Source organism: Arsenophonus sp. ENCA (genome assembly GCF_002287155.1).
Lineage (GTDB): Bacteria > Pseudomonadota > Gammaproteobacteria > Enterobacterales > Enterobacteriaceae > Arsenophonus > Arsenophonus nilaparvatae.
This window is the reverse complement of sequence record NZ_NHNG01000602.1, coordinates 1-4,041: the sequence shown is the minus strand read 5'-3', so window position 1 is coordinate 4,041 and position 4,041 is coordinate 1. Positions and strand designations below refer to the sequence as shown.

Sequence of the window (4,041 nt, the reverse complement as noted above, 5' to 3'; positions counted from 1 at the left end):
ACATAAACGATTATCTCGTAACAGCCGCTCTTTGTTGATCATTTCAAACCTTTATTCTCTAAGTTAAACCTCTTTTTATTCTCAATAGCGTGACAAAAAATGCAAGTCTCTATTCAGCAACTAGTTTTTTGTAGATCAGCAGCTGATTGGTATGGATAAGGCACTTTAACCGGCGATCCACTTTCTTGACCAAAATGCTGTTCATCAACGATAAAACCACCGCCAATAGAATAATAGGTATTACTATACAGTTTATCTTCAGCCGCAAAAGCGGTAATTACCATACCATTTTCATGCAGCGGCAGATTGGTAGTATGAAAATTCATACCACCTTGTGTGGGAAAATCCACCACATGTTGTCCATTGGCAAGTGAGATAAGCGCTGAGTTTGTTCAACATTTTTAACAAAAGTGGAGATAGAATCGATAGCTACCGTATCGGGTAGATTACCGGCTAATCCCATAATAATGGCAATATCAGTGGCATGCCCTTTACCGGTTAAAGATAATGAACCATAAACATCAACGCTAATGCGCTTTACTGAAGTCAGAATCTCTTTTTCAATTAGATTATCAACAAATTGTTTCCCGGCTTTCATTGGTCCGACAGTATTAGAACTGGATGGGCCAATGCCAATTTTAAAAATATCAAAAACACTACTCATATTTTATTCGCCTCCTTGTTAAAGGCGCTAATTTTTTAGTAATAAGCTGGCCGAAGAGTTGAAGTTAATATTGCGGCCTTACGATATTTGGGAAAGCTAATTCATTTATTCCAATAAATGAAAGCCATCCCAAAATCGTTAAACGTTAAAGAAATAATTTATATACTGCAGCTGAAATAGCGATAATACCGACAATGACAACAAAAATATTACTAATATGACCAGAATACTTACGCATAGCGGGTATTCTGCTAATTGCATACATTGGCATCATGAACAATAAAATTGCAATAACAGGTCCACCTAAACTTTCAATAATGCTCAGAATGCTTGGATTTAAAGCAGCAACTAACCAGGTAGTGACTAACATAAAAATCGCAGTCGCTTTATTTAGTTTTTGGATATTGATTGTTTTACCTTTTGCCCGATAAGCACGTTCAACCAAACCATTAAAACCTTCACGCGCACCGAGATAATGTCCCAGGAACGATTTTATAATTGCGACGAAGGCAATTAGTGAAGCGGCAAATTTAATAAAAGGTTTATCGAAATAGCCAGATAAATAGTCGAGGATACTGATGTTTGCCGCTTTTGCTTTTACCAAATCAGCAGGAGATAAAGTAAATACACAGCTAAAAACGAAAAACATTACGGTTATAACCATTAAAATATGTGCTGAAGCTAAAATTCGAGAAGCTTTTTGATCCGCATGCTCGTCATATTCCTTACGATTAGCAACGGCAAATGCAGAAATAATAGGTGAATGGTTAAATGCAAAGACCATAACAGGAATAGTTAACCAAATCGTAACCAACATACTCTGGTTATTTTCGGTACTATCCATATTAATATTGGAGAATGAAAGTGTTTCTAATGCAGCGCCATGCCAGTGAGGGATCATATAGAGTGAAAATATCACCAAAACCGCAATAAATGGAAATACTAGCATACTCATTATTTTGACTATATATTTCTCACCCAGGCTAACAATAGCCATAATGCCACCGACAAGAACAAGTGCTAATAGCCAGCGTGGTGGAGCATTAAAACCGAGGAGTTCAACGATGAAATTCTCGACATTATTGGTAATTGATACGCCATATACCAATAAGATAGGATAAATAGCAAAAAAATAGAGCAGTGTGATCCAATTACCGGAAAAACGGCCAAAATGTTCTTCTACAACCTCAGTAATATCGCCATTAGGTTTTGAGCCGGATAATACAAAGCGGGTTAAACCGCGATGGGAAAAAAAGGCCATTGGAAATGCGAGTAACGTCATTAGAATGACGGGTAATAGGCCACTCATACCTGCGTTAATGGGTAAAAAGAGTACACCAGCACCGATCGCGGTGCCATATAAACCTAACATCCAAACTGTATCATTTTTACGCCAAACTTTTAGGTCCTGGTGTGCATATGAGGAAGTGATGGAATCAACTCGAGTTGTATCCATGGTAATCTCCAAAATATAAAACGAGAAACAAAAAATAGTAAATTTTTAATGTATGAAAACCGGTCAATATAATTATGATTGCAGGTATATTTATACAATATTCTTTATCTACATAAACAAAATATATAGTTAAAGTTTATGTAAATAAAGTAACTGATTATTCTAGTAAAGGTTAATTGCGATACTATACTATATTATGGTTTAGTGTCATTATCACAATACTACTTAGAATCAATTTTATTTGTTTTTTTATATGTCAAAATTATATTTTAGTTTTTCAGACGCAAATCTTATTATTTATCGGCATAAAGTTCCGTGATCATCATCCCAAAAGTATAATCATCTATAGCTTATTGTTAATGAGAGTGGTTTTTTTGTTTTTATTTTGTTAAATATAGCTATTGTTAGTTAATATTTACTTAAAAGTTGTTTTAATAAATATGCTTAATCATTCAGTTAATAAGCTCAATTTTTGATAAAAATATTTTTATTAATTTTTATAATGTATATAAATAAACGGACAATTTACTGATAATATTTACCGCTTTCACTTAGTTATAATAATTAATTGATTTATTGTTGGTTATTGGCTGTTTTCATTTTAAACATCATATTATTGTTTTTTTACTTTTGTACGAAAAATAGTTTATTTTTATTAACTTGCTGTTTAGATTTCATAGTGAAATGATTTCATTTTAAGATATAACCATTATAAATTAATAGCCTAAATTTAAATGATAAATGGCATAAATATTAAATCTAGCAATGTTTAATTCTATTTTAGTAAAATTAGATAATGTTATTTCATTTAGGTAACGCTTATCATAAATAATTATCTGTTTATTTAACTTATTAAAAATGTTGAGTGATAAAATAGCCTCGTTAAAATTGATAACTTATTAAATTAACAAAGGCTATTTATATATATTTAAATTATTTTAGTATTCAATCTCTAATCCAGCCTTTTTTAATTAAAGGTGCAAATAAGATTTGATAAACTTTTATTATATATGGTAGTAATTTGTGGCCACCAATTTTCCAGATTGTTTGACTAATTCCACAAGCTATAATCGCAACCAGAAATGCGCCTGCCATATCCAAAGGCCAATGTACACCGAGAAAAATTCTAGCCCACGCAATTGTGAAGGCCGGTATAAATAATAACAGCCCAATCCAATTTCTTAACCAGAATAAAAAGCCAAAAGCGAAGGTAAAAGCAATAGTAGCATGATTACTGGGAAATGATGGTGTTGGGGCATGAGCAAGAAAATGTTGGCCTATCCCCAACATAAAAGGTCGTTCTTGTGGGAAAATTACGCCAATAAAACCAGAAATAGCTAAACCGATAATAACTGCGAGAGCGGTTTTACAGACAAACACTCTTTGGCGAACTAAATTTTTCGATGATCCCCAAAGCCAGCAGGCAATGGTAATTAAGGGAAATATAAGAATGAGTCGTTTAGCCAAAAAAATTGCCAGTGTTAATGTACCAATGGATGTAATTGGGGTGGCATTAATAAAACTAAACAAACTTAAGTTAATATCGTTTAGCAAGGTAGAGCCCTCATTGAATATGTATCCTGATTATTTATATTAGATAGCCAAGGGTAAAATGTCTTTTACATAGGGTAAAGTAAGTTTGGTAATATTTTTATAAAACTTATTCATTTCACGAGTTTCGCAGTCTCTAAAAAAAGAAGTATAAATTTAAAAACAAGAAAAAATCAGGATGTTCATATTTTGTCCGGTTATCCATGCATTAAAGATATCTATAAAATATTCTTGCAAGTAAGCAGTGTAAGATACTCTAGTTTGGCGTTATCAGAAGTCAGCCCATCGCCTTTATCTCATGACACGGTTAGCCGATGGTTAAAAAGTAGATGTTTCCGCCCTAAAGACCTATGGCGATTAGTTGAACCTT

3 protein-coding genes and 1 pseudogene are annotated in these 4,041 nt (G+C 33.0%); 1 reads left to right on the top strand and 3 read right to left on the bottom strand.

From position 1 onward, the window contains the following. Window positions 1–125 precede the first annotated feature (125 nt). From CBG25_RS15690 to ybjG, 3 genes and pseudogenes are all read right to left on the bottom strand, one after another. Window positions 126–664: pseudogene (locus tag CBG25_RS15690) on the bottom strand (serine dehydratase beta chain); the annotation flags it as partial. A gap of 145 nt (window positions 665–809) precedes the next feature. Next, window positions 810–2,120, bottom strand: coding sequence for a serine/threonine transporter (locus tag CBG25_RS15685; RefSeq protein WP_290607820.1), 1,311 nt, complete (start codon window positions 2,118–2,120; stop codon window positions 810–812). 945 nt (window positions 2,121–3,065) lie between these two features. Then, window positions 3,066–3,674: an undecaprenyl-diphosphate phosphatase gene (ybjG, locus tag CBG25_RS15680; protein WP_290607818.1), complete on the bottom strand. Its 609-nt coding sequence runs from the start codon at window positions 3,672–3,674 to the stop codon at window positions 3,066–3,068. Window positions 3,675–3,860: 186 nt separating this feature from the next. Here ybjG and CBG25_RS15675 point away from each other — a divergent pair. Next, on the top strand, window positions 3,861–4,041 hold a 181-nt coding region (locus tag CBG25_RS15675), incomplete at its 3' end, for a hypothetical protein (RefSeq protein WP_290604534.1).

Excerpts from the sequence above, each read along its gene's own strand:
- CBG25_RS15685 (WP_290607820.1), bottom strand. The coding sequence starts at position 2,120 with ATGGATACAACTCGAGTTGATTCCATCACTTCCTCATATGCACACCAG.